The organism is Actinoplanes sp. NPDC051411, assembly GCF_040682075.1.
Classification (GTDB): Bacteria; Actinomycetota; Actinomycetes; order Mycobacteriales; family Micromonosporaceae; genus Actinoplanes.
Genome location: NZ_JBFBAD010000034.1, coordinates 20,366 through 46,481 on the forward strand (window position 1 = coordinate 20,366; position 26,116 = coordinate 46,481).

The window sequence follows — 26,116 nt, forward strand, 5'->3', positions numbered from 1 at the left end:
GCTCAGCCGCCGAGTGTCGACGGCGAGACACCCCACGCCGACGCGTACCCGGTGAGGAAGGCGTCGCCGTACCCCTTGCCGTTCTGGGCCGGTGTGCCGACGTCGGCGACGTTCGACTTGTTGATGATCCGTACGTTGATCTGCTCGTTGCCCGCCGGCTTGTGCAGCATAATCCGCATGGCCTGGTCGAGACCGGCGGCCGCGACGTCGGCCGTGTTCTCGCCGACGTCCATGGTGACCACGTTCCCGGTACGGATCATGTCCTCGATCGCCGGCGTGCCGTTGAAGCTGGCCACGAAGACCTTGCCCGAGCGCCCGGCCGAGACGATCGCCGGCGCGATGAACTGGGCCATGCTGTCGAACACCGGCAGGATGTAGTTGATGTTCGGGTCGGCCGAGAGCTTGCCCTGGACGGTCGTCTGGAGCTTGGTCGCCCAGTCGACCGGGTTCACGTTCACCGTCTGCACCTTGCATCCCGGGCACACCTGGGACATCTCGCCGGTGACGCCGTCCTCCACCGCCTGCGAGCTGACGTCGGCGTTGGACGACACGACGAGCACGTCGGCCTTGCCCTTGGTCTCACTTGTCGCCCACGCGGCCATCAGCTGGCCGGCCAGCTTGAACGGGGCGAACGCGTAGCCGGCGACGTAGGGGACGGTCGGCTGCGACTGGTCCCGCTCGTTGGTGTCGATGGTCGGGATGCCCGCCGCCCTGGCCTGCTGGATCTGCGGCGCGAGCTGCTCCGGAGGGATGCCGGCGAGCAGGTCGATCGCGTCGGCGTGCGAGCTGATCGCCTGGTTGGCGCCCTGCACCCACTGGGACTGCTGCTGCTGGTTGGGGTAGTCGACGTACTTGATGCCGAGGTCCTTGGCGTATTCGCCCATCGCCTTGTCGACCGTGTTGACGAAGGCGACGCTCGAGCTGGCCGGGATGCTGAAGATCGTCTTGCCCTTGAGGCCCGACACGTCGATCGGGTCGCCGGGCGAGGTGAACTCGGGGTTGCCGAGGTACTTGTTGACCAGGGCGGATGCCGTGGCCACACCGGGCGGGGCGTCGCCGCCGGGGGATGAGCCGCTGCCGCTGCCGCTGCTCGAAGAGGACGCCGTACTACAGCCCGCCAGAAGCATGAGAGCGATCGCGGCGCCCGCGACCATCCGGGTCTTCATGATCATCTTTCTCCTTCGACGTTTCTTCGATCGGAGCCGCGGCGCGGCGCAGGCGCCGGCCGTTGGCGCGGGCCACGAGACTGGAGAGAAGTACGGCGATGACGAGAGCGCCGCCGTAGAAGAGCTGCTGGACGAAGGTCGACACACCGAGCTGCGCCAGTCCGTTGATGCCGGTGGTCAGGAAGTAGACGGCGACCATGGTTCCCCACGGGTTGAAGCGCCCCGGGGCGAGCGTGGTGGCGCCGAGGAACACCGCCGCGAAGGCCGGCAGCAGCAGCGAGGTGCCCGCGGACGGGTCGGCCGAGCCGCTGGTGCCGACGTAGACCACGCCGCCGAGGCCGGCGAGGGTGCCGGCGGCCACGAACGCGAGGATCCGGATGCGGTCGACCCGCAGCCCGGAGAGGCGGGCCACCTCGCGCCCCCGGCCGACCACGAGCAACCGCCGCCCGGCCGGGGTGAAGTCGAAGAAGTACCAGAGCAGGGCCGCGGCCACGATGAGATACCAGAACTCGACCGACAGGCCCAGGAACCGGTCCACCACGACGACGTTGACCAGGCTCTGGGAGACGCCGCTGACCGGGGCCGACTTCGACACCCAGAGCGTCAGGCCGTCGAGGAACGTACCGACGCCGAGGGTGACGATGAACGGGTCGATGCGGCCGAACACGCAGATCACGCCGTTGACGACGCCGACCACCGCGCCGACCAGCACCCCCACGACGGCGGCCTCGCCGATCGGCATGTGGTGCTGCGCGTTGAGCACCGCGACCACCATCGAGGTGAGGTTGAGCGTGCTCGCCACCGACAGGTCGTAGTCGCCGCCGGTCATCGGGATGACCAGGGCGAGCGCGACGATGCCGAGCGGCGCCTGGGAGGCGAGCAAGGTGCTGAAGTTGGAGGTGGTCGGGAAGGTGTCCGGCCGCGCGATCGAGAAGGTCACGATCACGATCGCCCAGACGATGACGACACCGAAGCGCTGGACGAATCCGTCGCCGTGCCTTCGTTGTTTCCTGGATACGGTCATGCGAAGTCCTCCACCGCGCGGGCCAGGTCGGCGCTGCGCCGGGTGCCGCGGTACGCGGCCCCGGCGATCTGCTCGACGGAGACGCTCCCGTCGAACGTGGCGGTCACCCGGCCGTCCGCGATGACCACCACCCGGTCGGCGAGCCGGGCGATCTCGTCCCAGTCGCCCGAGGCGTAGAGCACGACGGCGCCGTTCGCCGCCGATTCCCGGATGATCCGGAAGATGAGCTGCCGGGCGCCGACGTCGACGCCCTGGGTCGGCTCGCTGAGCAGCACCAGGCCGGGCGCGAGCTGCAGCCACTTGCCGAGCACCGCCTTCTGCTGGTTGCCGCCGCTGAGCGTGCCGATCGGCCGGGCCGGCTCCGGCGGCTGCACCGCGTGGTCACGCAGCAGCCGGGTGCAGGCCCGGGTGAGCCGCCCCAGCCGCAGCCGGGCGCCGCGGAAGAAGTCGCCGACCACCGGCAGCATCACGTTGTCCCGGAGGGACAACTCGGCGATCACGCCCTGCGTGAGCCGCGACGACGGGACGAAGACCATGCCCATCCCGAGCGCTCGGACCGGGGTCATTCGATGCAGGGGTACGGGTTTCCCGGCCCCCACCCGTAGCGTGCCCGCGTCGGCCGTGGTCGCCCCGTAGAGGTGTTCGAGCACGAACTCCCAGCCGCTGCCGACGATCCCGGTGATGCCGACGATCTCCCCGGCCGACGCCTCGAAAGCGATGTCGTGCACGTGCTCGCCGTCGAGCCCGGTGACCACGAGATGCTCGTTCTTGTCGGGGGACCTGGCCGGGACCTCCAGTGGCGCCGGCCGGGCGCCCCCGACGATCAGGCCGACGATGTCGTCCTCCGAGAGGTCCGCGGTCGGCGCGTCCCTGACCACCTTGCCGTCCCGCAGCACGGTCACCCGGTCGGTCAGGCCGAGCACCTCGCCGATGTCGTGCGACACGAACAGCACCCCGGCCCCGCTCGCCGCGATCGAGCGCAGCAGCGTGTAGAGGCTGTCCCGCCCGGCGCGGTCGAGGAACGTGGTCGCCTCGTCCAGCACGAGCACCCCGGCCCCGCCGGCCTCCCGCAGCTGGAGCACCGCCCGGATGATGGCCACCTGGGCCTGCTCGATCGGCCGCAGCGTGCCCAGCTTGACGCGCGGGTCGAGATCGAGCCCGAACGACTCCAGCAGTTCGTGGGCCCGCCGCTGCTCGGCCCGCCACGGGATGTACCAGCGCCGGTCGCGGCCCAGCCGGTTGAGGCGCAGGTTTTCCAGCACGCTGAGGTCACCGACCAGGCTCAGGTCCTGGTGCACGAAGCTGATGCCGAGCTCGGCCGGCTCGCCCGGGTTGAGCGGCCGGGTCAGCGTGTGGTCATTGATCTCCAGCCGCCAGTCCGGGTCGGGCTGGTGGAAGCCGGCCAGGCATTTGATCAGCGTGGACTTGCCGGAGCCGTTCTGCCCGACCAGGCCGAGGATCTCGCCGGCTCCGAGCTCGAGCCGCACGTCGGTGAGCACCGGGACGCCGGCGAAGTGCTTGGACAACCCGTCGATGCGGAGCAGCGTCATCGGTACAGTCCCGCCTCGCCGGCGACCGCGAGCAGCCGCAGCGCCAGCGCGGTCGGGTCGACCACGGCGACGTCGCCGAGCCGGTCGGTGTCGAGGTCGACCGCCGAACAGCCGTTGAACAGCGTGCGGGCGCCGGCCGCGGTCAGCTCGGCCTCCAGGGGCTTCATCGCCGCGCTCCACGCCTGGTGGTCGGAGATCAGGCAGAAGTCGACGTCGAGCACGTAGCGGCCGTCGAGCCAGCCGCCGAGCGCGTACCTGTCCAGGCGGGCCGCCAGCTCGTCGCCGATCACCCGGTTGCGCGTGACCACGGCGAACGGCCGGCCGAGCGAGGCGAGATGCCCGGCGACGAGCCGCAGGATCCCGGCCACCGGCACCGGGAAGTCGCCCTGGCCGACGATCGCCGGGTCGAGCACGCAGTCAGGCAGCGCGACGTCGAACTCGGCCGGATCGGTCCGCTCGATCTCGGCCGCGGTCAGGCGGTCCGACGCCGCGATCCCGGCCGCCGAGTCGAATCGTTCCGGCGCGTCCGGTCCGGCCAGATTGACCAGCGTGATCGCCAGATCCGGGCCGCCGAGCCGGCGGTAGCGCTCCTGCCGCCGGACCATCTCGGCGTCGTCCAGGCGCAGCGGCGCGATCGCTTTCACTCTGAGCATCAGCTTTCCTCTCGCAGCGAAGCCATCACGCCGGCTACGTCGGAGGCGTCGACCAGCGCGTCGGCGAGATCGCGCACCCGGTGTGCCGTGGCCCCCAGCAGCATCACCGCCTTGGCGGTCAGGTCGGCCTCGGACAACGGCTCGTGGTCGGCGTCGCCGACGGGATTGGGCACCTCGACGACCTCCTCGCCGCCGTCGGTCCAGCGCACCCGCAGCCGGGCCACACGTTCTTTCGGCAGCCGGGCGTCCAGGGCCGGGTCGTGCACGACACGCACCTTGGCGGCCAGGGCCTTCAGCGCGGGATCGGCCCGGTGGGCCTCGTCGAAGGCCTCCGGCGGACAGGCGCCGTCCCGCAGTGCGGTGGCCACGACATAGGGCACGGAGAACATCGCGGCGAGCCGCGACGGCCAGATCCGGGTGTCGAGGGCGGCGGCCAGGCGATGGGTCTCGACGACGATGTCCTCGACCCCGGCCTCCGGGTCACGCTTTTCCCGTACGGCGAGGGCCGCGTCCGCCGGAGGGTGGGTGTAGGAGCAGGAGGCGTGCCGTTTCAGGTAGCCGCCCGTGATGGCGAGGGGCGCGTCGTCCGTGAGCGCCTCCGCGTCGAACTCGCCGAGAATCCGGCCGAGGCTGAGCGCGGCCACGCCGGTGGCGCCCCGCGTGGAATCGGCTGCCGCCCACGCCCGGATTCCCGACGCGTTGGCCTGCCCGATCCAGGCGTCGCGGACCGGCAGTCCCTCCAGGGCGACCGGGAACGGCGTGGCCAGCGCGAGCGCACTCGCCGCGTCGATGGCGGCCGCCGTCGCCCGGGCGTCGCCCCGGTGGAGATGCGCGACGGCGGCCGCCGCGCCGGTGACACCCCAGTTCCCGTGCGGGTGCACCCCGGCGTGCAGCCGGGTCGCCCGGCCGAACCGGCTCGCGACCTCGTGCCCGGCCAGGAACGCGGCCGCGAACTCGGGACCGGTCCGGTGCGCGGCCTCGGCGACCGCCAGGGCGGCCGGCAGGACGTGTGCGGTGGCGTGCCCGCGGATCTCCTTGTTGCCCTCGTCGAGTTCCAGCGCGACCAGCGAGCAGCCGTTGAGCCAGGCCGCGTCGCAGACCGCGGTGGTGCTCTTCGAGCCGGCCACCGTTGCCGGGCCGTCGGACAGTGGCAGCGCCCGGCGCCGGGCCGCCGACTCGGCGAGCTGCCCACCCGCGACCATCACGGCGAGGCTGTCCCTCAGCACCCGTCGCACCGAGGCCTGGACGTTCTGCGGCTGGGCTTTCCAGTCCACCGTGCTCGACCAGCGGGCGAGGTCGTCGACTTCAGTCATGGTCCCGGCCCTGCGCGACCTCGATGACGTCGGTGACGAGGTAGAACCTGAACTTGGTGCGGCCCTTCGGGCTGCGCTCGGCCGGAATCGGGTGCTCGGCGAACCAGGCCCGGTAGGCGTCGTAGGCGTCCTGGTCGGCGAAGTGCATCTCGGCGATGCGGTAGAAGCTGAGGTCGTCCGGGATCGGGGTGTCGCCGCCGCTCGGGGTCGGGACGCGGCCGGTCACCCGGTTGAAGACCAGCTTGCTGACATGCGGGTTGGCCAGGATGTCGGGCACGTGGACGTCGAACAGCCAGCGTTCGTACTCGTCCTCGGTGACGCCCGGTTCGATGTCGTAGCCGAGAATCGTCTTGATCACGGTGCCTCCCCATCCCCGGACGACGCGGCCCCGGACGACGCGGCCCCGGGCGACCACGTGAAGCTGGCCGCGCCGACGTCGAAGCCCTCGGCCCGCACCTGCACCGGCCGGATCGTGATGCCGGCGAGCTCGGCCAGCACCTGTTCGGCGGTGCGTTCGGGCGCCTTGGTCAGGCCCCCGCCGCGCTGGATCGCCGTCTGTCGCCGGTAGGTGGCGACCAGTTGCTCGTCGCTCATCGGCTCGGCGAGGCCGCGGACGAACACCACGCGCGGGATGGCGAGTCCGAAGTCGTAGACGTGCGGACGGTCGTTGACCGAGCCGGCGTGCGGGGTGCCGGCCCACATCACCTCGACCCGGGGGTTGCGCCGCAACTGGCCCAGTCGGCGGTGGACGGTGCGCTGGACGAGGTCGACGCTCCAGTCCTCGTTGAGCACGGCGACCATCGTGCGGCCGACCGGGAATCCGTCCTTGTTGATCGTGAAGACCTGCGCGAATCCGGCCTCGTCGCGCACGAAGCGCAGGGCCGGGCCGATGACGTCAGTGGGCTGCGCCGCCGCGTCCGGGCGGTGCCTCTCGTTGTTCTCGACTCTGATCATGTCATCCGTCCCGCATATAGGAACGCCGTTCCGATCAACGACGTTCTATCACGGTCCTGGTAACACAACAAGCCCTTGACCAGGACCGGTTCACGAGTACGTTTATTTTTCGGGATAGCGTTCCGCATTTAGGAACAGCTCGCTACGGCTGGGAGTCTCATGTGAGCGAACAACCCGATCTCGTCGTCGCCGGCGCCGGTGGAGGACTCGCCGGGGCGGTCCGCGCCGCCCAGCTCGGCCTCCGGGTGCTGGTCGTCGAGGCGAGCCCGCAGTTCGGCCGGGGCAACAACACCTCGATGTCGACCGCGATGGTGCCCGGCGCCGGCAGCCGCTGGCAGGAGGCGGCCGGCATCGACGACTCGCCGGACCTCTTCGTCGGCGACATCATGGCCAAGACCCACGGCCAGGCCGACCGTGAGCTGGCCACGTCGCTGGCGTCGGTCAGCGGGCGCCTGGTCACCTGGCTCGCCGACGACGTCGGGCTGCCGATCGAGCTGGCGACCGACTTCGCGTATCCGGGACACAGCCGGCTGCGCTGCCACACCATCCCGCACCGGCGCGGGTCGCTGCTGCTGCGCGGCCTGCTCGACAAGGCGACGTCCCTCGGCGTCGACCTGCTGACGCCGGCCCGGCTGACCGGCGTACGCGACGGCGCGGCGGTCGTCGAGTTCCCGGGCGGCGCCACCGAGACCATCGACTGCGGCGCCGTGCTGCTGGCCACCAACGGCTTCGGCGCCGACCGCGACCTGGTCGCCTCGCACATCCCCTCGATGGCCGCGGCCACCTACCACGGGAGCGCCGAGTCGCGGGGCGACGCCCTTCGTATCGGTCGCCGGCTCGGCGCCGACACCGCGTTCCTGGACGCCTATCAGGGCCACGGCGCACTGGCCACGCCGCACAACACACTCACCGGCTGGGCCACGATCATGCACGGCGGCGTGCTGGTCAACGCCTCCGGTTCCCGGTTCGGCGACGAGACCACCGGCTATTCCGAATTCGGGCACCAGGTCGTCGCCCAGCCCGGCGGCACCGCGGTCATCGTGCTTGACCGCCGCATCCACGACGCCTGCCTGCTGTTCGACGACTTCCGCGAGACCGTGGCGACCGGCGCGCTGCACTGGGCCGACGACGCGGCCGGGCTGGCGGCGCGGTTCGGCCTCGACCCGTCGGGGCTCGCCCGGACCCTCGCCGAGGCACACGCGATCGCCTCCGGCACCGCATCCGACCACTTCGGACGGACGAGTTGGGAGGCGCCGCTCGAAGGCCCGCTCGGCGGCGTTCGCGTCACCGGGGCCCTGTTCCACACCCAGGGCGGGCTGCGGGTCGACGGGCAGGCCCGCGTGTTACGGCCCGACCGCACGCCGATCCCCGGCCTCTACGCCTCGGGCGGCGCGGCGATGAGCATCTCCGGGCACGGCGCGTCCGGCTATCTGGCCGGCAACGGTCTGCTGCCGGCTCTCGGCCTGGCCCTCCTGGCCGCCGAGGCGGTGGCCGCATGAGCCTCGTTCCTCCGGTGATGCTCTACGTTCCGGCCACCGAACCATCGAAGACGGCGAAAGCACTGACCCTGCCGGCCGGAGCGGTCATCCTCGACTTGGAGGACGCGGTCGCGCCGTCGGCCAAGCCGGACGCCCGGATCGCCGGCGCGTCGTCCCTCGCGTCGCCGGCCGCCGAGGGGCCACAGCGCTGGGTACGGATGAACGAGGTCGGCGGCCCCCACTGGGTCGACGACCTGATCGCGGTCGTGCGGCCCGGACTCGACGGGATCGTCGTGCCCAAAGTGGAGAGCGGCGCCACGCTGACCCGGCTCGACGGTGCCCTCGCGGTGCTCGAACGCGACCGCGGGCTCGGCCCGGTCCCGCTGCTCGGCATCATCGAGACCCCGGCCGGTTTCGCGGCGCTCGACGACATCGCGGGCGCGTCACCGCGACTGAAGTGCCTCGGCTTCGGGGCGGGCGACTTCTCCGAACTCACCGGCATCGCCTACCCGGCCGTCAACGGCGGTGCGGCGGCGCTGCTCACGTGGGCGCGCACCCAGCTGGTGCTGGTCAGCTCGCGGGCCGGGCTGGAGCCGCCGCACGACAGCGTCTACGGCCGGTACGCCGACCTCGACGGGCTCCGGGCCGAGGCGGTCTTCGCCCGGCAACTCGGTTTCAGCGGCAAGCACGCCATCCACCCGACCCAACTGGCGCCGCTGAACGAGGCCTTCGCGATCGGAGCCGCCGAGATCGAGCAGGCGCGGCGCGTGGTCGAGGCGTACGAGCGGGCGCTCGCGGCCGACTCCGGGGCGGTCGGTGTCGACGGGCTGCTGGTCGACGAGCCGATCGCCCGCCGGGCCCGGCAACTTCTCGAACGGGCGGGAGAACGCTGATGCGCATTCGGGACGGCGTACGGAAGCTGTTGTCGGAAGCGGAAGTGGACCGCCTGGAGCGGGCCGGGTTCGGTCTCGAGGCCGGCGTCGGCGAGCGGCCGGCGATGGTCGTCATCGACGCCCAGCGCTACATGGTCGCGCCGGACGCCGGCTCGGACGCCGAATTCCCGTCCTCGTGCGGCGACGCCGGGCGGGCGGCGCTGACTCGCCTCGCCGAGTTGTTGGATGATCTGCGCGCGGCTCGGGTGCCGGTCTTCTACACCCGGTTCGAGCTCGCTCGCGACGGCAGCGACATCGGCGCCTACGGCCGCAAACGGTCCCTTCTCGACACCGAGAACTGGTGCCTGGAAGGCAGTTCCGGCGCCGAGATCCATCCGGCGGTGGCGCCTTCGCCCGGCGACCACGTGTTCGTGAAGAAGAAGCCGAGCGCGTTCTTCGGCACACCGCTGACCGCGCTGCTCATCCAGCTCGGCATCGACACCGTGTTGCTGGCCGGCGGGTCGACCGCGAACTGCGTGCGGGCCACCGCGATCGACGCGATGTCGCTCAATTTCCGTACGGTCGTGGTCGAGGACTGCGTGTTCGACCGGCTCGCCATCTCGCACGAGGTCGCGTTGTTCGACCTCGAACGGCAGGCGGCCGACGTGGTTCCCTCCCATGACCTCCGCCGCGCTCTGGCCCTGAAATGACCGGCCCTGAATTGACCGGCCGCGACCTGATCGGCTACGGCCGCGACCGGCCGCGGCGGCTCTGGCCCGGCGGCGCCAAGGTGGCGGTCAACGTGGTCGTCAACATCGAGGAGGGTGCGGAGCGGACCTTCGACCCGGACGGCGTCACCGAGGGCCTGATCGAGGTGCCGCGCAACGCCGGCAGCGGACAGCGCGACTTCGCGGTCGAGTCGATGTACGAGTACGGGAGCCGGGTCGGCGCGGTCCGCCTGCTCTCGCTGCTGCGCCGGCGCGGGGTGCGGGCGACCGCGTTCGCCGCGGCGCAGGCGCTGGAACGCAACCCGCCGGTGGTCTCGGAGCTGGTCGAGGGCGGCCACGAGGTGTGCGCGCACGGCTATCGCTGGGCCGAGTCGTGGACGATGACCGAGGATGAGGAGTCGGCCGCGATCGCCCGGGCCTACGACGGGATCGCGTCGCTGACCGGGACCGCGCCGGTCGGGTGGTACAGCCGGTGGATGCGCAGCGCCCGAACGCGGCGGCTGCTGCTGGCCCACGGCGGTTTCCGGTACGACGCCGACGCCTACAACGACGACCTCCCCTACTACGACGGCGACCAGCTGGTCGTCCCGTACTCCCTGACCTACAACGACGCGCACTACAGCTACGGCACCTTCGCCGCCCCGGGCGACTTCGTCGAATACTGCCTGCGCGCCGTCGACTTCCTGACCCACGAGCCGGACGAGGCGCCGGCACTCGTCAGCATCGGCCTGCACCCCCGGATCAGCGGCCAGGCCGCCCGTGCTGACGCCGTCCGCGAAATCGTCGACGCGCTCCTCCCCCGCGCCGACGTCTGGCTGACGACCCGCGCCGAGATCGCCGACCACTGGCGCGGCGCCACCGCGTGACCTCCCGCGGCCACCGGGCACCGCGCCGGCGTCAGCCCCGGGCCAGCGGGACCGGTGCGGTGAGCCGGGTGAGCTTGTCGGGGTTGGCGATCGCGTAGATGCGGCTGATGCGCCCCCTCTGCACGGTCACGCTGACGACGGCCGGCTGCCGGTCGCTGTCGACCCGGATGGCGGCCGAGCCGTTGAGCCAGGTCAGCGACACCACCCGGTTCGGGCGCGCGAGCAGTGAGGCGACGAGCTCGGCCCCGCGCACCGGGGCCGGCGCGGCGGTCGCCGAGGCGCCGCCGTCGGCGATCAGGACGACGTCGGGAGCGAGCAGGCCCAGGAGCTGCTCGGGCCGGCCGGAGCGCAACGCGGCCAGGAACTGCTCGACGACCGCTTCGTGCTCGGTGCGGCTCACCGGCACTCGCGGTTGTCGCGCCGCCACGTGGGTGCGGGCACGGTGCGCGATCTGCCGCACGGTCGGCACCGGCTTGCCGACCGCGTCGGCGATCTCGCCGAAAGACAGCTGAAACACCTCGCGGAGAACGAAAACCGCTCGTTCGGTCGGGCCGAGCGTCTCCAGCACGACCAGCAGCGCGAGCGAGACACTCTCGGCGAGCTCGACGTCGTCGGCGACGTCAGGCGCGGTGAGCAGCGGCTCGGGCAGCCATTCCCCGACGTAGACCTCGCGGCGGCGCGACTCGGTTCGCAACCGGTTCAGCGCCTGGCGGGTGACCGTCCGGACAAGATAGGCCCGGGGCTCGCCCACCTGGGCCTGGTCGGCGCCGGCCCAGCGCAGCCAGGACTCCTGAACGACGTCCTCGGCGTCGGCGGCCGAGCCCAGCAGTTCATAAGCGATGGTGAACAGCAGCGGACGGTGGGCGAGAAACGGGTCGTCACTCATGCCGAGGACCTGGCCAGTGGGATCTCGCAGGCCGCCGAGTATTCCTGCGAGGTCACCCCGGACGCGGTGTTGAACCTGCTCGCCTGGTTGGCGAACGCGATGAGCCAGGTGAGCTCGACCATGGCCGCCGGGCCGAGGCGGGCCAGCAGGCCGGCATAGAGCTCGTCGGTGACGGCGGTCGGAGTCTCGGTCATGGCCTCCGCGAACTCGAGGACATCCCGTTCGAGTGGCGTGAAGACCGCCGACTCGCGCCAGCGCGGCACCTGGCTCGCCTTGGCGAGGTCCAGATCCTGGTTTTGCGCGAGGAAGTAGTTGATGTCGAGACACCAGCCGCACCCGATGCGGGCCGCGACCGCCATGTGAGCGAACGTCTTCAGGCTCGCGTCACACGCGTCGAACCCGCCGGCCTGCGCCGTGAAGGCCTGATTGGCCTCGGCCAGCCTCGGGTTGTTCCAGAGGACCTCGACCGGTTCGGGCACGGCCCCGACCTGACTGACGAATGCCTCCCGAACCGCCTCCGGAAGGGCCGCCTTCTCGATGCGTAGTGCCACGATGCTCTCCTCTTGCCCGGTTACACGTGCCCATAGGACACCGGCCGGCCGGAAAACGTGACATCCACGCCCCCGGTCCACCCCTCGGGTGAGCCACGGCCGAACCGCGTCTCCACACCCCGGCCCGGTGGGACCATGAGCGCCGCCGTTGATCGTCTACTCGTCCCGCGGAGCGTCATGCGCCTTTCCCGCCGTACCCTCGCCGTCGGGGCCGCCACCGCGGTGGCCGCCGCCGGCACCGCCTTCGCGCTGTCCGCGGCCCAAGCCGCCTCCGCCGGCACCACCTCCGACGCCGCCCTGGTCGCCACCCTCGACCAGGTGCTCACCGACCCGCGCCTGGACGGGTCGACCACCGGCATGCAGGTCCGGGACGGCGCCACGGGCAGGGTGATCTATTCGCACAACGCCGGCCAGCGGGTCATCCCGGCGTCCAACGAGAAGCTCATGACCTCGGCGGCGGCGCTCGACGTGCTCGGCCCGGGCTACCGTTTCCACACCGTGGCCCGCTACTCGGGCGAGCGCAGTGGCTCGACCGTCACCGGCAACCTCTACCTGCACGGGCAAGGCGACCCGACGTTGACTTACGCGCGGTTCGACGCACTGGCCGCCGCGGTCGCCGGGGCGGGAGTCAAGAAGGTCACCGGCACGCTGGTCGCCGACGACTCGTGGTTCGACCACGTGCCGCTCGGGCTCGACTGGTCGTGGCAGGACGAGACGTACTTCGACAATGCGCCGATCTCGGCGCTGACCGTGGCCGCCGACGCCGACTACGACACCGGTGCCCTCTCGATCGCCGACCGGCCGGGCCCGGCGGCCGGCCGGGCCGGCGTGCTGACCGTGACCCCGGCCAACTCGGTCGTCACCATCGTCAACCACACCGTCACCGGCCGGCCGGGCTCGGCCGACACGGTCACGGCGACCCGAGCCCACGGCAGCGACACGATCACGGTGAGCGGCTCGACTCCGCTCGAGCCGGCCGCCGCCCACACCAGCCTGGTCGCGGTGCGGGACCCGGCGAAGCTCGCGATCGGCGTGTTCCGCGACGCCCTCAAGCGGCACGGCGTCACGATCACCGGCACGACCACCAGCGGCACGACGCCGGCCACCGGGACGACCCTGCTCACCGACCACGCCTCGATCACGCTCGCCCAGCTGCTGCCGTCGTTCCTCAAGCTGTCCAACAACGGGCACGCCGAGCTCCTGACCAAGGCGATGGGCCGGGCCCGGACGCCCGGGTCGGCCGGCGGCTGGCCGACCGGGCTCGCGGCGGCCACCGCCGCGCTCACGGGGCTCGGCGTGGACACCGGCCGGATCAGCATGGGCGACGGCTCCGGGCTGAGCCGCCGCGACTGGCTGACCACGGCTCAGATCGCCGCGCTGCTCAACGCCGCGCAGGCCCGCCCGTGGTTCCCCACCTGGTATGCGGCACTGCCGATCGCCGGCGACCCCGACCCGCTGATCGGCGGGACGCTGCGGAGCCGGATGGCCGGCACCCCGGCGGCGGAGAACCTGCACGGCAAGACCGGCACCCTGACCGGCGTCAACGCGCTCTCCGGGTACGTCAAGGACGCCTCCGGTCGCACGCTCGTCTTCTCCTCGGTGTCCAACTCCGCGCCGTCCAGCGTCGCCGACCTTCTCGACCGGGCCGCCGTGGCGCTGGCCAGTTCCGGCACCGCCCAGTCGGCCGGCCTGACGCGGCGCCGGCTGAACCGCGTCGAGGTCGAGCCGCACGTGGTCACCCGCAACGGCGAGGACGTCGAGTGCTCCTGGGTGCCGGGCGCCTGCTGACGGGTCAGGTGGCGACGGTGGTCGGCGCCCGCAGGAACCGGCGGATCGTCTCGGCGTCGAGCACCAGGTCCGGGTCGTACTCCGGGGCGTCCTCGATCTGTTCGAGGTCGTTGAGCCCGCACTGCTTGTAGATGCGGTTGATGGCCGAGATCAGGCGCACGGGCCGCGCCGGGTCGGCGTTGAAGTGCTGGTGGATGGTGTTCGGCGGCACGTAGACGACGTCGCCGGCCTCCCACTCGAAGCGCTGGACCTCGTCCTGCGGCTTCCAGAAGTACTTGTCGGTGATCTCGACGTCGCAGTCGACGTGCAGGTCGTAACCGTGGCCTTCGAGGACGTAGAGGCATTCCTCGGCCAGGTGCCGGTGCTTACCCGAGCGGCTGCCCGGCGGAATGATCTGCATGTAGACGTCGACGGTCTCCATGCGCGTGTTCATGCCCTCGTTGATCATGTGCTTGAGCAGGCCCTGCCGGGACATCTCCCAGGGCATGTCCGACGGTTTGACGATCTTCTTGCGCCCGGCGTTGCGCTGCGGCGCCTCGGCGGCGTCGGCCAGCAGCCGGCCGTAGAAGTCACCACGCTCGTGGCCGGAAACCCAGGCCGCGTGCTCGCCCCATGCCATCAGTAGGTCTCCTCGGGGTGGTTGTAGTCGGTCTCTTCCTCGCGCGGGGCGAAGCCCTCGCCGCCGGGGGCCGGGCGGGTGTGCCGCGCCTCGACCTGCTTCTGGAAGAGCATGTTCATGAACAGGTACATCGGCTTGGTCTTGATGACCAGCGCACGGGCCGGCCGGTCGGGGCTGGCGTTGAAATGCTGGTGCACGCAGTTGTTGTGCACGATCGCGATGTCACCGGCCTCCCAGTCGTAGCGCTCGTCGTCGTGAATCTCGTAGCCGGCACCGTCGAGGATGTAGAACGCGGCCTCGTTCACGTGCCCGTGCTTCTGCGACCGGCCGCCCGGCCCGTACTCCTCCAGGTGCAGGTGGAAGGTCTGGGTGATGCCGTCCTTCGGCTCGACGTAGTGCCGGCTGTAGGCCTGCGGGCCGTCCACGAACTTGATCTCCGAGGCCTTGCGGACCCGCGGCATGGACCGCAGTCGCTTGAGCTCGTCGCTCAGCCCGTAGTCGCCCTGGATGCCGCGGACGAACACCCGGTCCTTCTTGGAGTGGTACAGGTAGCTGGTGTCGTCCTGGGTTTCGTCGTCACTCATCGGAAGATCACTCCGGCCGGTAGGGGGACGGTCAGCAGTTGGATGAAGACCCACTCGGTGAGCCCGAACATGACGATCGCCGAGGCGATCGCCAGCCTCCATTGGCGGCGGGCGAGGAAGTACGCGAGGAAGAACAGCGGTACGCCGTACACGTAGCCGACCACCAGGATCAGCGCGAGGAACAGTGCCGCCCAGCCCATGATGAGCAGAGTGTCGCGGTGCGGGTGGAAGTCGGTCGCGTCGGCCGGCTGCTCCTCGGACAGCGGCGGCGCGGCCGACTCCGGCACGCCACCCGCGATGTCGGTGCGCCGCGGCGGGTCGCCGTGGGTGAAGCTCCACATCGGACGCACGAACCAGCCGATGAGCTGAATGACAGCGGCGACGAGGGCGACCGTGCCGACAACGGTCGGGATCTCCCGGCCGTCCTTCGGGTAGCGCTGGGCCACGATCAGGTAGACGGCGATGCCGGCGACCAGGATGACGTCGACGGCCAGTTCGCCGTACGGGCGCCGGGGCCGACGCTCGGAGAGCGTGCCGTTGCTCATACCCTCTCCTTCACCGGGATCGCCGGGGCCGTCCCGGCCCCGGTCCGCATCAGCCGTCGGAGGCCGAGCCGGCGGATCAGCGGCGCAAACAGGCTCAGGACGGTGACCAGAACCATCAGCGCGGTCAGCGGCCGCTCGAGCGAAGCCCAGCCCTGCAGATTGCGGACGAGGTAGAGGTTGTTCTCCACCACCTTGCCGAGCAGGAAGCCGATCATCACCGCCGGCACCGAGTAGCCGTAGCGGACCATCGCCCAGCCGGCCAGCCCGAAGCAGAACACCGCGATCGTCTGACCGAGGCTGTCGGTGGCCGCGTAGACGCCGAGGAAGCCCAGTGCGAGCACGAACGGCACCAGCGTGCGGCTGGGCACGTTGGCCAGGCGGACCAGGCCCGGCACCATGCCGAGGCCGAGCAGGCTGGCCAACAGGCTCGCGATGGCGATGACGAAGGCCATCGACCACACCACGTTCTGGTTCTTCTCCAGCATCGACGGCCCGGGCACCATGCCGAGAATCGTGAAGCCGCTCATCAGCACCGCCATGCCGACACCACCGGGCACACCGAGCGCGACGGTGGGCAGCAGGTTTCCCGCTTCCTTCGAGATCGACGACGCCTCGGGGGCGATGATGCCCTCGGGAATGCCGGTGCCGAAGAGCTCCGGGTGCTTGGAGATGCGCGAGGCCTGGCCGTACGAGACGAAGTTGGCCGCCACACCGCCGACGCCCGGGATGATGCCGAGCACGGTGCCCAGGATCGACGACCGCAGGGTGAGCCACTTGTGTGAGCCGACGTCGCGGATGCCGTCGCGGATGCGGGTGCCCGGCTCCTTGGCGCCGAGCTTCACCTTGTCGGCCCGGCCCGCGGCCGCGTTGCGCTGGGCGTAGAGGCGGAACATCTCGGCGAACGCGAACAGCCCGAGAGCGACGGCGGTGATGTCGAAACCGTTGTACAGCGAGGCCTGGCCGCCGGTGAAGCGCTGCACGCCGGTGATCGGGTCGTAGCCGACATAGGAGATCATCAGCCCGACCGTGCCGGAGATCAGGCCCTTGGTGGTCGACCGGGCCCGCATCTGCCCGATGAGGACGATCGCCAGAATGGCCAGGGCGAGGAACTCCGACGGGTGGAACAGCGTCGTCAGCCTGTCCATCACCGGGATCAGGATCATCAGCAGCAGCACGCCGACCCACCCGCCGATGGTGGTCGACGCGGCCGAGATGCCCAGCGCCCGGGCCGGTTTCCCGGCCCGCGTCATCGGATAGCCGTCGAACGTGGTCGCCGCCGACTCGGGCGCGCCCGGGGTGTTGAAGAGGATCGCCGTGATCGATCCGCTGAAGTAGATGCCGGTGTGCGCGCCGAGCAGCAGCGCCAGCGCCGGCACGACCGGCATGTTGTAGATGAACGGCAGCAGGAGGGTCAGCAGGACGGCCCCACCGAGGCCGGGGATGGCCCCGACCACGGTGCCCACGAGGGTGCCGACGAGCAGCAGCAGGATCGCCTGCGGCGCACCGAGCGAGGAGAGCCCGTCGAGCAGGTTGCTCCACACGGTCAGCTCGCGGTCTTGAGCAGGCCGGTGAACAGATCCTTGTGGGTGAGGGCGTCGGCGGTCGCCTTCTGCAGATCGTCGCCCGACTCGTAGCCGGGATACAGCCCGGCCTTCTGCGCCGCGTCAAGCAGTCCGGAATCCTGCATGGACTGCTGGAAGGCGCTGCGCAGCAGGGCCAGCCGGTCCTGCGGAACACCGGCCGGGGCGAAGAAGGCGTGGCCCAGGTCCATGACGTCACTCAGGGCGCTCAGCGCGTCGACGGTGTTCTGCGGCAGGCCCTTCTGCTTGGCCACGTCGACCACGGTCGGCACGTCGGGCAGCTTGGCGAACGGCTGCGACGACACCACGACCACCGCGTCGACCTTGGACCCGGCGGCCGCGATGTCCGACGAGGACAGGGACGCGGTCGCGCCGTTTCCGGCCAGGAACGCCGCCTTCTCGTCGCTCGACCCGCTGAACGCGGCGACCATCTGGAACGGCACCTTGAACGAGTTGTAGACGATGACCGCGGCGTTGTAGTCGGAGCTGCCCTTGCCGGTGGCCAGCGCCTTGATGGTCCGCGTCTGCGAGATCAGGGCGTTGAAGTCGGCGAAGGTGCCCTTGCGCACGGCGATCACGTGCGGGTCGTCGTCGGGCCGGCCGATCCAGTTGAACTTGGTGACGTCCATGTTGTAGCCCTGGGCACTGTCGATCTGGTCGAACACGTCGCCGCCGGCGTTGGTGTCACCGATGGTCAGTCCGTCGGCCTTGGCGTCGTAGATCTGCTGGGACCCGATCAGGCCGCCGCCACCGGGCGCGTTGACCACCTTGACGGCGGCCACCCCGAGGTACTTCTTCATGTACGGCTCGAGCAGCCGTGGCCACTGGTCGTAACCGCCGCCCGGGCCGTACGGAACGATGATCTGAAGGGTCTTGCCTTTGTAGAAGCTCGCGGCGTCGCCGCCGTTGCTGTCGCCGCCGCTCGATCCGCCGGCTCCGGCGCCGGCGCTGCAGGCGCCGAGCGCGAGCGTGAGCAGAGCTCCGGCAACCACACCACCGTGACGAGAGATCCTGTCGCGCAAGGTCATGGACTGCTCCACCTGGTGAGACATCGACAGTGTGCGCTGGATTACATGCCCGGACAGTATGGACTGATGGTCATACCGTTTGTCAACGAGTCATCCGCCTGACATCGATCCGAAACACCACCGCTCGGGCACCTGTCCCGGCGCGATCTCGCTCCGCCACCGCCCGAACGATCTCCTCCTGCGCGCCGCCGGCCACACCGCCATGGCGCGCGACCCTCCGCCCGGTCCCGCGGCGGGGGCGACTAGGCCTTGATACCTCTCGCGTCGCGGAAGCGTGACCGGTCGTCGCCGATCTCAGCGAATACTCGAGCGCCGGTGAGCTCGCCGCTGCCGGGGAAGCTGTTGATGATCGGCGCGTCCGGATGGTTGCAGAACGCTGCGTCGGCCGCCTCGGCCAGCTCGTCCGCGCTGATGCAGTTGGCCCCCAGCTGCCGCAGCAGCGCGATCGCCTGGCGGCCTATTGCCTGCTCGACCAGCGGAAGCTGACGCATCTGTGTTACCCGCAGGGCGATGAGAAGTCGCGCTGCCCCGGCATCGATGGTGTTCTTGCGGCCGGCCTTCCTCAGCACCGCCCGCAGCTGCACGCGGGTCAGCTTCGCGGCCTGTCCCCGGGGTGGGGGCGGCTGCGAGCAGAACTCGGGCGTCGCCGTGGCCGGCGCCGGCACCCGCCAGTCTTCTTTGGGAGCTCCAACCCGAATCAACGGAAGGCGTCGCACCGGCGCCGGCCACCGACACCCCTCAGGCCTACAAGCCAGACCCGAGTTCTCGGCCATTAGATCAACGGGCGTAAGCGGTTCATCGTCACCGACACCCTCGGCCTACTCGCCGTGGTCTGCGTGATGGCCGCCTCGTGGCAGGCCCGCGACGGCGCCAAGACGACGCTGCTCTCCACCCATCTGAGCACACCCATCCGGTTCGTGTTCGCCGATCAGGGCTTCGCCGGCCGGCTCATCGACCGGGTCGTCGAACGCAGCCTGGCCCGTGACTACGAACGCGATCCGGCCGTCTCGGAACCCTTCGTCCGCTGGCCGCGATCAACACCATGGCCCGCCGCCTGGCCCACGGCGGACCTGCCGAACGCCGGACCCGACGCCGCCGGCCGAACACGCCCGAACAGAAGCGCTCTCTCAGAGGGCGACGACGATCGCGATCGCCGGCGGGCGCCGGATGTGGAAGGTCCGGGCGAACCAGCCACCGATGCGCGCGCTGATGTAGCGGCTCTCCAACAGGCGGCGCGCCTTCTCGGTCTCGGACTCCGGCAGCAGGGTGGCGATGCCCGGGGCCGGCTGCGCGCCGGGCTGGATCCGGCCGCGGATGTCGCAGGCGGTGACCTCGACCCGGGGGTTGTTGCGAATGCGCTTGATCTTCCCGGCGTCGGCCGCGGAGACGGTGGTCAGCGCGTCGCCGCCGGGCACATGCCAGACGGGGGTCGACACCGGCGTGCCGTTCTTGCGGTAGGTGGTGAGGCTTATCTGTTTGCTGCTGGCGATGTCCGCGGGGACGCTCATGGGAAGACCGTAGCCCGGGATTGTCGACGCCGGGCGCCGGGTCGCGCTCTTTGAATGGCTTGGAACACCCACGCTATAGGCTGCATATCATGATTCACGCGGGCTCCGAGATCTGGCTCCGGTTCCTCTCCGGGGCCGACATCGACCGCCTCGGCATCACCAGCGCCGAGGTGATCGCGGCCGTCGAGGCCGTCGTCGACGCGCACGGCCGCGGCCGCACGGTGTTCGAACCGCGCACCCACCTCGTGCCCGACAACGGCGGCGTGGGCCACTTCAACGTCCTCCGCGGCCACGTGTCGACGCTGGGCGAGCACGGCCTGAGCGGCATCAAGGTGGTCGGCGACTTCGTGCCCAACTACCAGCGCGGGCTGCCCAGCGAGCTGGCGATGATGACGCTCTACGACCCCACCACCGGGGTGCCGTTGGCGATCCTGGACGCCACGCTGATCACCGAGGTCCGCACCGGCGCGATGACGGCCGTGGGCGCCAAATTCCTGGCCCGCCCCGACTCCCGGGTCCTCGGCCACGTCGGCGCGCGCGGCACCGCGTTCTCCAACGTCACCATGCTCGACAGCCTGTTCCCGCTCGAGGAGATCCGGGTGACCAGCCGGCGTCCCGAGTCGCGGGAGGCCTTCGCCGCCCGGCTGCGCGAGGTGACCGGGACCCCGGTGCGCGCGGTGGCGACGGCCGACGAGGCGTTCGACCAGGCCGACATCCTGGTCGAGGCCTCCCGGCTCGAAGAGCCGGAACCCCTTCTGCGTACGGCCGCGGTCCGGCCCGGCGCGTTCGTGGTTCCGTACGGGACGGTCAGTGCCGTCGAGCTGGACCTGCTCGACGTGATGGACAAGGTGGTCGTCGACGACTGGCGGGAGTCCCGCTCCGGCCGGTTCGGCGCGCTGCGCGCCCACGTCGACACCGGCCGGCTGACCGAGGACACCGTGTACGCCCAGATCGGCGACATCGTCAGCGGCCGCAAACCGGGCCGGGAGCACCCGGACGAGCGCATCCTGTTCTGGCACCGGGGCCTGTCGATCCTCGACGTCGCGCTCGCCGACCTGATCCTGACCCGCGCGCAGGCGGCCGAGGTCGGCACGATGCTGCGCTACCGATAGACCGTCCCCCCGAGCCAAGCTGACGATGGCCGGTCCTGACAACGGGCGGAGAAGGTCACCGTTCCGGCGCCGGAGGGTGCCCGTCGTCGGGCAGGCGCAGCTGCAGCTCGGCCACGAAGCGCTGCTCGCCGTCGCGCGGGTCGAATCCGGTCAGCTCCACGATCCGGCGCATCCGGTAGCGGAACGTGTTGGTGTGCAGATGCAGGCTCTGCGCCGCGGCGCCGGCGTCACCGAACGAGTCGAGGTAGGACCGGAGCGTGGCGACCAGTTCGGTGTGTTTCTCCGCGTCGTGGGCCCGCAGCGCGTCGACGACGCCCCGCAGCCGCTGACCGTCGGCGTCCAGGGCACGGCTCAGGTGCAGCAGCGCGTACGGCACCTGGACGTCGGCGAAGGCGGCGACGGCCGGCCGGCCGTACCGGAGTTGAAGGTTTTGAATGAGGCGGATCTGCGCCATCGCCGCCGGCAGACGCCGGTGACCCACGACCGGGTCGGCGATCGCGACCGGGCCCGGCTCCTGCCGGGCGAGCACCTCGGCCAGTTGCCGCGCCCGCGCGGCGGCCCGCTCCGGACGGTCCCACGGCAGCACCGCCCAGGTGGCGTCCTCGCCCGGCACGACCAGCGGCTCCGGATGCAGCGAGCGGAGGATCAGCTGGACCGCGGCGGCCGCTCGGGGACCGGCGCCCGGCACGGCGAGCAGCGAGATCGTGCGGTCGTGGAGGCCGAGCCGGGTCGCCACCCGCTCCAGGGCGGGTGAGTTGCCGGCCAGATCGGCCGGCGTCAGCGCGCCGGGCGGCGCGTCCGTGTCGTGGCCGAGCAGTTCGGCCAGGGTCTGCGCGAGCGCCTCGAAGCGGCCGGCACGCTCGGGGTCGAACGGATTCGCCGTCGCCGCCCACAGATAGCCGGCCAGCCGGCCGTCGATCAGGACTCCGCAGCCCATCCGCGGCTGGGCCTCGGCCGAGGCGGGCGGCGCGAACAGCGGGCCCGCACCGCCGGCCAGCCGGTCGAGGATGCCGCGCCGGCGCAGGACGTCGACGAGCCACGGCTCCGGATGCCGGTCGACGATCGACCGCAGCCGCTCCGAGTCGGCCGACGCCTGACCGGCCGACCAGGCGATCACGTTCAGGTCGGCGTCCTCGAGGATCAGCGGCGCGTCGAGCAGAACGCTGGCCGTGTCGAGGATGTCGAAGATGGCGCCCCGGCGGGGGGCGTGCGCGAAGCGGGGTTCCTCGGCCATCGGAAGTCCGATGCTATCCGGGGAACGGCCGGCGGGCGGCTCCGCGCGGTCACCGCAGCCGTCCGCGCGCGGTTTCCTCCCTCGACGTGCGCAGGAAGTGGACGAAGTCGCTGCCGCCGGTGCCCTTGCCGCCGTCGTCGCGCTCGAAGCGGCGGATGTAGCGGGCGGCGATGCCGATGTGCTTGTGGCGCAGGGCGGTCAGCGCCCGTACCGCCTCGTCGTACGCCCCGGCCGGCTTCGGATCGCGGTCCGCGCCGGCGAACTCCCGCACCGACGGCCCCGCCCGCAGGTCGGCCAGGAAGCGGCGGTGGCCGGCCGGCATGTACCGGCGCATCCCGGCCAGAAAGCCGCCCGTCGACGGGGCGTCGTGGGTGATGTCGAGTCCGGCGTCGAAGGCCTGGATCAGCGAGCTCTGCGCGGCGCTGCCGCCGGTCAGAACCCGCGGCCGGTCGTCGACCCCTTCGAACCGGATGCCGGGCTCGGGCCAGCCGGCCAGAAACGGCCGCACCCGATGGTAGAAAACGTAGTGGTCGCACCATTTCTCGATCGCCATCAGCGCGTCGGTGGCGGCGGCGATCGCCGATGTCACCGCGGTCAGTTCGGCGATCAGCGCACCACCGTCGCCGGCGGCGGCCGCTCGTTGCGCCCGCAGCAGCGGCGCGAGGCCGGCCGCGCCGGCCAGTTCCACCCCGGCCGTCGCCAGATAGAACCATTTCTCGTCGATGCCGCCGAGGAACGTGACCTGGGTGTCGATGTTCGTCACGCTCAGCGGCAGAGCCGGGTCGATCCGGCGCCAGTTGTTCAGCACGATCGAGGCGTGGGCGACGATCGGCGGCCGGTCCAGCCGGCGCGCGACCTCATGCAGTGGCCGGGCCAGCGACGGCGGCAAGCGGTCCGTGCCCGGTCCCTCTCCCCGGACGTACGCGTTGGCCAGCACGGTCAGCAGCAGCATCGCCCGTTCGAGTTCCCGCCCGTCGACGAGCGGCCCGGGGTCGAGCACCGGCAGGCGGTCGACCGTCTGCCTCAACCGGCCGGCCATGATGAGCGTGGACCCGTTCCCGGCGACGTCCTCCCAGGCCGCATACCGTTCCGGCAGCCGGTCGAGCGGGTCGGTGGCCGGCAGGAAGCCCCGGCTTTCGGTGATGCCGTAGTGCCCCATCGGCATCATCGCCGTCGGCCCCCTCCGAAACTCCGTGCCCGCCGCCTCCGCGAACGATCATCCCCGGACGCCGGCCGCCCGCCTATGTCCGCGCCGCCAAGAACCCACGGCCCGGATTGGCGGCCACGACAACCGACCGCGGGCACGAGCGGACGGCCGGCCTCCAGACCGGCCTCCGCTGAGCGGTGGCGTTCCCCCTCCTCGATCCTTCATACTGACGATCGTCACTGTGATGACAGGCGTCCTCATATGTGACGCATCCATGATGGAGGCTGCTGAATGATGATGACCCGGATCGCGGTCGTGCTCGGCACGGCCGGCGCGCTGACGCTCGGCCTGGCCGGCGCGGCGAGTGCGGCACCGAGCGGCGGAGGTTGCAACGACGCGACCCTCGGACGGTCCTTCGGTGAGGTCTGCACGTTCGACTCGACCACCAACCCGTTCGGCGGCTGGTATTCCGGCGACGGCGCACCCGCCGCCACGGTGCGGCTGGGCCTGCGCATCTCCGACGGCCGGACGCTCTGGACCGGCTCGCTCCCGCAGGCCGCGAACGGCGGCGCGGTCACCCGGAACTGGGCCGAGGCGCCCTATCAGGCCGGGCTCTGCTACACCGCGCTCGTAGAGATCGGCGGGGCGGAGGCCGCCGGCCCGAGCATCTGCGCCTGAGCCCGGCAGCGGTCCGGGGACACGCGGGCCGGCCGGGCAGACCGGCCGGCCCGGCCCGCGGCCGGGCCGCGGTCGCGAGCGCCCGGCCGTCCCGGGCCGCGCTTCGCGCAGTCCGCTCCGCCGGGCGTCCCAAATTGCGACAGGCGGCGGCACAGCCCGTCGATAGCGTCAGCCGCATGAAGGCACTCGTCTATCACGGCCCCGGCCAGAAGGCCTGGGAGGACGTTCCCGACGCGACGATCGAGGAGCCGACCGACGTGGTCGTCCGGGTCGACACGACCACGATCTGCGGCACCGACCTACACATCCTGCACGGCGACGTGGCCGCCGTCACCGACGGCCGGATCCTCGGCCACGAGGCGGTCGGCACGGTGGTCGCGGCCGGTGACGCGGTCAAGGGGTTCTCGGCCGGCGACCGGGTGCTGGTGCCGGCCATCACCAAGTGCGGCCGGTGCGCGTACTGCCAGCGCGGCATGCCGTCGCACTGCCAGACCGTCGGCGGAATCGGCTGGATCTTCGGCCATCTCATCGACGGGACGCAGGCCGAGCTGGTCCGGGTGCCGTACGCCGACACGTCGCTCTACGCGGTGCCGGAAGGGGTCACCAACGAGCAGGCGATCTTCCTGGCCGACGCGCTGCCCACCGGCTACGAGGTCGGCGTGCTGGCCGGCGAGGTACGCCCGGGCGACACCGTCGCCGTGGTGGGCGCGGGCGCGGTCGGACTGGCGGCCATCCTCACCACCGGGCTGTGGGGCGCCTCCCGGGTCATCGCGATCGACTCGAACAAGTTCCGCCTCGAGAAGGCCCTCGAGTTCGGCGCGACCGACGTGTTCGAGGCCGGGCAGGGCACGGCCGACGACGTGGTCGCCCTCGCCGACGGCCTCGGCGTCGACGTCGCGATCGAGGCGGTCGGCTATCCGGAGACGTTGCTGACCGCCGCGTCGCTGGTGCGGCCGGGCGGCACGATCGCCAACATCGGCGTGCACGGGGTGCCGGTCGAGCTGCCGATGCAGGAGATGTGGATCAAGAACGTGCGGCTGACCATGGGCCTGGTCGACACGGTCTCGATCCCGACGCTGCTCAAGATGGTCGCGAGCGGGCGCATCCCGGCGGAGAAGATGGGCACGCACTCGTTCACCTTCGATCAGATGGACGAGGCGTACGGCGTCTTCGGAAACGCGGCGGCGAACGCCGCTCTCAAGGTCATCCTCACGCCCTGAGGCCGCCGGTGGTCAGGCGTACGGTGAAGCCGCGCTCGTCGGAGCCGAAGGCGACGTGATCGCAGATCTGATGAGTGATCCAGAGACCCAGGCCGCCGCCGTGGCCGTGGCCGGCCGGCAGCAGGCCGGCGAACGGATCCTTCGGGCCGTCGCCCCGGTCGGCGACCTCGACGATCATGCGGTCGGTGTCGGTCCAGACGCGCATCCGGGTCGGCGGGACCCCGTGGCGGGCGGCGTTGGTCACCGCCTCGGTGACCGCGACGAGGAATCCGTCGAGGTCGGACGCCGCGAGACCGGGCGGCGCGGCCCGGCGGACCGCCAGGCGGGCCTGGGCCGAGGTGGGATCGGTCAGGTCGGCGCGCGGCGCGGTCGCCCGGAGCCGGTCCGGCGGCAGGGGGCGCCGCTCGGCGAGGAACGTACGCGGGTCGGTGTACGCCTCGCCGGCCGGGTGCCGACCGTCGGGCAACGCGGTCCGGGGGTGGGTCCGGGCGACGTCGGCGAGCGCCGGCGCGGGCGTGGTACGCACGTCGTACGCGCACATGCTCCAGAGCGGGAACTCGTCGTACGCGTGGTTGATCGCCGACTCGTAGCGGGCCCACGAGTCCCAGGCCGGGCCGAACGACGCCGGCAGCTCGCCGGCGATGCGGATCTGCCCGGCACCGGCGGCCCCGTGGCCGGCCAGCATCTTCCGGTACGCCCGGATCGCGGCCGCGGGCCGGGCGTAGGTCTCATCGCTCGCAAGATAGGTGACCCGGGAGTCGCCGGCCAGCGCGTCGCGGACGAGGGCGGTGTTGCGTTCCCCGAGCGCGACCACCGTGGGTTCGCCCGCCTCGGCACCGCCGGTCAGGAACGGCAGGACCACGGCCAGCAGATGCTCGTCGGAGTCGTAGCAGACGGCCTCGTGGTAGTAGCCGTGGTGGCCGGCGGCCGCACCGGTCCTCATGCCGCCGCGACCGCGCGCGGGTGATCGACGGCGTCGAGGGTCATTCCGCGAGCGTAACGCGCCGCCCGGCCGCCACCGGATGCCGGGCG

The 26,116-nt window shown here is 71.4% G+C and carries 27 protein-coding genes; 8 read left to right on the forward strand and 19 right to left on the reverse strand.

The features are described 5' to 3' along the window. Positions 1-2: 2 nt before the first annotated feature. From AB0M88_RS20255 to AB0M88_RS20285, 7 genes are read right to left on the reverse strand one after another with little or no spacing between them, the layout of a single operon-like run. Entirely contained in the window at positions 3-1,166 is a 1,164-nt protein-coding gene (locus AB0M88_RS20255; RefSeq protein ID WP_364104047.1) for a substrate-binding domain-containing protein, read from the reverse strand. Beyond that, on the reverse strand, positions 1,108-2,190 hold the full coding sequence (locus AB0M88_RS20260) for an ABC transporter permease (RefSeq protein WP_364104050.1): 1,083 nt from the start codon (positions 2,188-2,190) through the stop codon (positions 1,108-1,110). The genes AB0M88_RS20255 and AB0M88_RS20260 overlap by 59 nt, the downstream gene beginning before the upstream one ends. Further along, entirely contained in the window at positions 2,187-3,740 is a 1,554-nt protein-coding gene (locus tag AB0M88_RS20265) for a sugar ABC transporter ATP-binding protein (RefSeq protein WP_364104053.1), read from the reverse strand. Before AB0M88_RS20265 ends, AB0M88_RS20260 begins: the two co-directional genes overlap by 4 nt. Further along, a complete protein-coding gene (locus AB0M88_RS20270; protein WP_364104056.1) occupies positions 3,737-4,393 on the reverse strand; it encodes an aspartate/glutamate racemase family protein in 657 nt (218 codons plus the stop codon). The genes AB0M88_RS20265 and AB0M88_RS20270 overlap by 4 nt, the downstream gene beginning before the upstream one ends. Continuing rightward, complete coding sequence (locus tag AB0M88_RS20275) at positions 4,393-5,706, reverse strand: MmgE/PrpD family protein (RefSeq protein ID WP_364104059.1); 1,314 nt, start codon at positions 5,704-5,706, stop codon at positions 4,393-4,395. The genes AB0M88_RS20270 and AB0M88_RS20275 overlap by 1 nt, the downstream gene beginning before the upstream one ends. Beyond that, the gene (locus AB0M88_RS20280; RefSeq protein ID WP_364104062.1) at positions 5,699-6,064 is read right to left on the reverse strand and encodes a hypothetical protein; all 366 of its coding nucleotides are present in this window, start codon (positions 6,062-6,064) and stop codon (positions 5,699-5,701) included. The genes AB0M88_RS20275 and AB0M88_RS20280 overlap by 8 nt, the downstream gene beginning before the upstream one ends. Continuing rightward, positions 6,061-6,660: a pyridoxamine 5'-phosphate oxidase family protein gene (locus AB0M88_RS20285; protein WP_364104065.1), complete on the reverse strand. Its 600-nt coding sequence runs from the start codon at positions 6,658-6,660 to the stop codon at positions 6,061-6,063. The genes AB0M88_RS20280 and AB0M88_RS20285 overlap by 4 nt, the downstream gene beginning before the upstream one ends. A gap of 161 nt (positions 6,661-6,821) precedes the next feature. Here AB0M88_RS20285 and AB0M88_RS20290 point away from each other — a divergent pair, with 161 nt between their 5' ends. Genes AB0M88_RS20290 through AB0M88_RS20305 form a run of 4 tightly spaced genes read left to right on the forward strand, consistent with a single transcriptional unit; the run spans position 6,822 to position 10,604 of the window. Further along, positions 6,822-8,159 (forward strand): FAD-binding protein, encoded by a 1,338-nt coding sequence (locus AB0M88_RS20290; protein WP_364104068.1) that lies wholly within the window; start codon positions 6,822-6,824, stop codon positions 8,157-8,159. Further along, positions 8,156-9,031 (forward strand): CoA ester lyase, encoded by an 876-nt coding sequence (locus tag AB0M88_RS20295; RefSeq protein WP_364104071.1) that lies wholly within the window; start codon positions 8,156-8,158, stop codon positions 9,029-9,031. The genes AB0M88_RS20290 and AB0M88_RS20295 overlap by 4 nt, the downstream gene beginning before the upstream one ends. Next, positions 9,031-9,720, forward strand: a complete 690-nt coding sequence (locus AB0M88_RS20300) for an isochorismatase family protein (RefSeq protein ID WP_364104074.1) — start codon at positions 9,031-9,033, stop codon at positions 9,718-9,720. Before AB0M88_RS20295 ends, AB0M88_RS20300 begins: the two co-directional genes overlap by 1 nt. After that, entirely contained in the window at positions 9,717-10,604 is an 888-nt protein-coding gene (locus tag AB0M88_RS20305) for a polysaccharide deacetylase family protein (RefSeq protein ID WP_364104077.1), read from the forward strand. The genes AB0M88_RS20300 and AB0M88_RS20305 overlap by 4 nt, the downstream gene beginning before the upstream one ends. A gap of 31 nt (positions 10,605-10,635) precedes the next feature. Here AB0M88_RS20305 and sigJ read toward each other — a convergent pair whose 3' ends face one another. Beyond that, entirely contained in the window at positions 10,636-11,490 is an 855-nt protein-coding gene (gene sigJ, locus AB0M88_RS20310) for an RNA polymerase sigma factor SigJ (RefSeq protein ID WP_364104080.1), read from the reverse strand. Further along, positions 11,487-12,041, reverse strand: a complete 555-nt coding sequence (locus tag AB0M88_RS20315; RefSeq protein ID WP_364104083.1) for a carboxymuconolactone decarboxylase family protein — start codon at positions 12,039-12,041, stop codon at positions 11,487-11,489. The genes sigJ and AB0M88_RS20315 overlap by 4 nt, the downstream gene beginning before the upstream one ends. A 177-nt stretch (positions 12,042-12,218) precedes the next feature. Here AB0M88_RS20315 and dacB point away from each other — a divergent pair, with 177 nt between their 5' ends. Next, on the forward strand, positions 12,219-13,829 hold the full coding sequence (dacB, locus tag AB0M88_RS20320) for a D-alanyl-D-alanine carboxypeptidase/D-alanyl-D-alanine-endopeptidase (protein ID WP_364104086.1): 1,611 nt from the start codon (positions 12,219-12,221) through the stop codon (positions 13,827-13,829). 4 nt (positions 13,830-13,833) lie between these two features. On the opposite strand, the gene AB0M88_RS20325 is transcribed toward dacB, so the two are convergent. From AB0M88_RS20325 to AB0M88_RS20355, 7 genes are all read right to left on the reverse strand, one after another. Then, entirely contained in the window at positions 13,834-14,448 is a 615-nt protein-coding gene (locus AB0M88_RS20325) for a cupin domain-containing protein (RefSeq protein ID WP_364104089.1), read from the reverse strand. Then, the gene (locus AB0M88_RS20330; RefSeq protein ID WP_364104092.1) at positions 14,448-15,032 is read right to left on the reverse strand and encodes a cupin domain-containing protein; all 585 of its coding nucleotides are present in this window, start codon (positions 15,030-15,032) and stop codon (positions 14,448-14,450) included. Before AB0M88_RS20330 ends, AB0M88_RS20325 begins: the two co-directional genes overlap by 1 nt. Further along, positions 15,029-15,577: a tripartite tricarboxylate transporter TctB family protein gene (locus AB0M88_RS20335; protein WP_364104095.1), complete on the reverse strand. Its 549-nt coding sequence runs from the start codon at positions 15,575-15,577 to the stop codon at positions 15,029-15,031. Before AB0M88_RS20335 ends, AB0M88_RS20330 begins: the two co-directional genes overlap by 4 nt. Continuing rightward, complete coding sequence (locus AB0M88_RS20340) at positions 15,574-17,118, reverse strand: tripartite tricarboxylate transporter permease (RefSeq protein WP_364104098.1); 1,545 nt, start codon at positions 17,116-17,118, stop codon at positions 15,574-15,576. The genes AB0M88_RS20335 and AB0M88_RS20340 overlap by 4 nt, the downstream gene beginning before the upstream one ends. Positions 17,119-17,120: 2 nt before the next feature. Then, complete coding sequence (locus AB0M88_RS20345; protein ID WP_364104101.1) at positions 17,121-18,185, reverse strand: tripartite tricarboxylate transporter substrate-binding protein; 1,065 nt, start codon at positions 18,183-18,185, stop codon at positions 17,121-17,123. A 242-nt stretch (positions 18,186-18,427) separates the two neighbouring features. Next, positions 18,428-18,769, reverse strand: a complete 342-nt coding sequence (locus AB0M88_RS20350; RefSeq protein WP_364104103.1) for a hypothetical protein — start codon at positions 18,767-18,769, stop codon at positions 18,428-18,430. Between the two features lie 543 nt (positions 18,770-19,312). Then, complete coding sequence (locus tag AB0M88_RS20355; protein WP_364104106.1) at positions 19,313-19,693, reverse strand: PPOX class F420-dependent oxidoreductase; 381 nt, start codon at positions 19,691-19,693, stop codon at positions 19,313-19,315. A gap of 89 nt (positions 19,694-19,782) precedes the next feature. Here AB0M88_RS20355 and AB0M88_RS20360 point away from each other — a divergent pair, with 89 nt between their 5' ends. Continuing rightward, entirely contained in the window at positions 19,783-20,805 is a 1,023-nt protein-coding gene (locus AB0M88_RS20360; RefSeq protein WP_364104109.1) for an ornithine cyclodeaminase family protein, read from the forward strand. 55 nt (positions 20,806-20,860) lie between these two features. Here the strand turns inward: AB0M88_RS20360 and AB0M88_RS20365 are convergent, their stop codons facing one another. Then, positions 20,861-22,039 carry a helix-turn-helix domain-containing protein gene (locus AB0M88_RS20365; RefSeq protein ID WP_364104112.1) on the reverse strand — a complete coding sequence of 393 codons (1,179 nt, stop codon included), beginning with the start codon at positions 22,037-22,039 and terminating at the stop codon, positions 20,861-20,863. 49 nt (positions 22,040-22,088) lie between these two features. Beyond that, positions 22,089-23,207 carry a hypothetical protein gene (locus tag AB0M88_RS20370; protein ID WP_364104115.1) on the reverse strand — a complete coding sequence of 373 codons (1,119 nt, stop codon included), beginning with the start codon at positions 23,205-23,207 and terminating at the stop codon, positions 22,089-22,091. Between the two features lie 270 nt (positions 23,208-23,477). On the opposite strand from AB0M88_RS20370, the gene AB0M88_RS20375 reads away from it, so the two are divergent. Together AB0M88_RS20375 and AB0M88_RS20380 are read left to right on the forward strand one after the other, a co-directional pair. After that, positions 23,478-23,864 (forward strand): hypothetical protein, encoded by a 387-nt coding sequence (locus AB0M88_RS20375; protein ID WP_364104118.1) that lies wholly within the window; start codon positions 23,478-23,480, stop codon positions 23,862-23,864. 176 nt (positions 23,865-24,040) lie between these two features. Beyond that, a complete protein-coding gene (locus AB0M88_RS20380) occupies positions 24,041-25,084 on the forward strand; it encodes an alcohol dehydrogenase catalytic domain-containing protein (RefSeq protein ID WP_364104121.1) in 1,044 nt (347 codons plus the stop codon). On the opposite strand, the gene AB0M88_RS20385 is transcribed toward AB0M88_RS20380, so the two are convergent. Next, the gene (locus AB0M88_RS20385; RefSeq protein ID WP_364104123.1) at positions 25,074-26,027 is read right to left on the reverse strand and encodes a sensor histidine kinase; all 954 of its coding nucleotides are present in this window, start codon (positions 26,025-26,027) and stop codon (positions 25,074-25,076) included. The two genes, AB0M88_RS20380 and AB0M88_RS20385, sit on opposite strands and share 11 nt — an antisense overlap. Positions 26,028-26,116 lie beyond the last annotated feature (89 nt).

Bases quoted from the DNA above. Each gene is read 5' to 3' on its own strand.
- AB0M88_RS20335 (WP_364104095.1), bottom strand. From the start codon at position 15,577: ATGAGCAACGGCACGCTCTCCGAGCGTCGGCCCCGGCGCCCGTACGGC.
- AB0M88_RS20360 (WP_364104109.1), top strand. From the start codon at position 19,783: ATGATTCACGCGGGCTCCGAGATCTGGCTCCGGTTCCTCTCCGGGGCC.
- AB0M88_RS20355 (WP_364104106.1), bottom strand. From the start codon at position 19,693: ATGAGCGTCCCCGCGGACATCGCCAGCAGCAAACAGATAAGCCTCACC.
- AB0M88_RS20295 (WP_364104071.1), top strand. From the start codon at position 8,156: ATGAGCCTCGTTCCTCCGGTGATGCTCTACGTTCCGGCCACCGAACCA.
- AB0M88_RS20370 (WP_364104115.1), bottom strand. From the start codon at position 23,207: ATGATGCCGATGGGGCACTACGGCATCACCGAAAGCCGGGGCTTCCTG.
- AB0M88_RS20325 (WP_364104089.1), bottom strand. From the start codon at position 14,448: ATGGCATGGGGCGAGCACGCGGCCTGGGTTTCCGGCCACGAGCGTGGT.
- AB0M88_RS20270 (WP_364104056.1), bottom strand. From the start codon at position 4,393: ATGCTCAGAGTGAAAGCGATCGCGCCGCTGCGCCTGGACGACGCCGAG.
- AB0M88_RS20255 (WP_364104047.1), bottom strand. From the start codon at position 1,166: ATGAAGACCCGGATGGTCGCGGGCGCCGCGATCGCTCTCATGCTTCTG.
- AB0M88_RS20380 (WP_364104121.1), top strand. From the start codon at position 24,041: ATGAAGGCACTCGTCTATCACGGCCCCGGCCAGAAGGCCTGGGAGGAC.
- dacB (WP_364104086.1), top strand. From the start codon at position 12,219: ATGCGCCTTTCCCGCCGTACCCTCGCCGTCGGGGCCGCCACCGCGGTG.
- AB0M88_RS20265 (WP_364104053.1), bottom strand. From the start codon at position 3,740: ATGACGCTGCTCCGCATCGACGGGTTGTCCAAGCACTTCGCCGGCGTC.
- AB0M88_RS20305 (WP_364104077.1), top strand. From the start codon at position 9,717: ATGACCGGCCCTGAATTGACCGGCCGCGACCTGATCGGCTACGGCCGC.
- AB0M88_RS20300 (WP_364104074.1), top strand. From the start codon at position 9,031: ATGCGCATTCGGGACGGCGTACGGAAGCTGTTGTCGGAAGCGGAAGTG.
- AB0M88_RS20365 (WP_364104112.1), bottom strand. From the start codon at position 22,039: ATGGCCGAGGAACCCCGCTTCGCGCACGCCCCCCGCCGGGGCGCCATC.
- AB0M88_RS20275 (WP_364104059.1), bottom strand. From the start codon at position 5,706: ATGACTGAAGTCGACGACCTCGCCCGCTGGTCGAGCACGGTGGACTGG.
- AB0M88_RS20385 (WP_364104123.1), bottom strand. From the start codon at position 26,027: ATGAGGACCGGTGCGGCCGCCGGCCACCACGGCTACTACCACGAGGCC.
- AB0M88_RS20330 (WP_364104092.1), bottom strand. From the start codon at position 15,032: ATGAGTGACGACGAAACCCAGGACGACACCAGCTACCTGTACCACTCC.
- AB0M88_RS20260 (WP_364104050.1), bottom strand. From the start codon at position 2,190: ATGACCGTATCCAGGAAACAACGAAGGCACGGCGACGGATTCGTCCAG.
- AB0M88_RS20285 (WP_364104065.1), bottom strand. From the start codon at position 6,660: ATGATCAGAGTCGAGAACAACGAGAGGCACCGCCCGGACGCGGCGGCG.
- AB0M88_RS20375 (WP_364104118.1), top strand. From the start codon at position 23,478: ATGATGATGACCCGGATCGCGGTCGTGCTCGGCACGGCCGGCGCGCTG.
- sigJ (WP_364104080.1), bottom strand. From the start codon at position 11,490: ATGAGTGACGACCCGTTTCTCGCCCACCGTCCGCTGCTGTTCACCATC.
- AB0M88_RS20345 (WP_364104101.1), bottom strand. From the start codon at position 18,185: ATGACCTTGCGCGACAGGATCTCTCGTCACGGTGGTGTGGTTGCCGGA.